Source organism: Paeniroseomonas aquatica (genome assembly GCF_030409335.1).
GTDB classification, from domain to species: Bacteria; Pseudomonadota; Alphaproteobacteria; order Acetobacterales; family Acetobacteraceae; genus Belnapia; species Belnapia aquatica.
This window is the reverse complement of record NZ_JAUFPN010000249.1, coordinates 1-1,035: the sequence shown is the minus strand read 5'-3', so window position 1 is coordinate 1,035 and position 1,035 is coordinate 1. Positions and strand designations below refer to the sequence as shown.

General features: G+C 69.2%; 1 protein-coding gene. It reads right to left on the bottom strand.

Features of this window, described 5'->3' with window-relative positions; all coding sequences use genetic code 11:
• A partial coding sequence (locus tag QWZ14_RS29125) for a toprim domain-containing protein (RefSeq protein ID WP_290320570.1) occupies positions 1–1,035 on the bottom strand: 1,035 nt, incomplete at both ends.

Below are 1,035 nucleotides of genomic sequence, written 5' to 3'. Positions count from 1 at the left end.
TGAGCAGCCGTGACCGCGGCACGCGGGTCGAGGCCAAGCGCCGCCACACCCTCCAAGGCGGTTGCCTCGACCAGGACTCGCCGAGGGTCCACCACGGTCGCCGTAGCTGCCGCGACCGGCGCAGGCGCCAGCGTCGTATCTCCGTCCATGCTCTGCTTCTCCCTTGCCGCAGCTGCGGCGGTGATGACACCGTCGATCTGCTGGCGGACAGCCGCCGAGCCGAAGGACTGCTCGAAGTCGTTCCAATCCGTGCCGGGCTGCGACGCGGTAAAGGGCGGGAGAGCTGGCACGGCGCCGATCTCCTCGCGCATGCGCTCCGCCGTCGCCGCCCCGACATTGGTCTTTGGCGGATCCAGGCGTGGCTTGTGGTGGTCGTTGTCCCCGGCGGTGATCATCAGTTGCTCGGGGTGCTGTGCCCGCCAGGCGCGCATCACCTCGCGCAGATTGCCGCTCGAAAAGCAGACGACGACGGGCAAGCCGGTACTGCGATGCAGGCTTTTGCCGGTGGCAAGCCCTTCGCAGAACAGGACCGGATTGCTCGGGTCGATCTCGCCCAGGGTGTGCCGGCCACCCCGCATCCGACCGGCGAACAGTCCCCGCTTGCCGCCATCAGGCCAGATGCGTTGCAGGGTCTGCAGGGTGCCGTCAGCGTCGTGGACGGGCACCAGAAGGGTGCCGCCGCGGGTGACCCGGAGGCCCTCAGGATCAATCCCCTTGCTGGTGAGGTAGGGATGCCCGGCCGGTGCCGGGCTACCGGCGTGGCTGTCCCAGAGCCGCTGTGCGTTGCGGGCAACTCGCGCATAGCCGGCCTCGATGCGCTGCTGCTCTGCCGCCTCGATTGCGGCGCGTTCACGCTTCCTGGCCTGTAGCTGCTCCGCAATGGAGGACCGTTCCTCGCGGGACATTGGCCGGGCGTGATCCGGCTGCGGCATGCCGAGGTAGCTGCGGGCGTAGTCCAAGGCCCCGGTGAAGGGCAGGCCCTGATGCTCGCGGATCAGCCCAAGCATGTCGCCATGGCCGCCGGAGCCGTAGTCG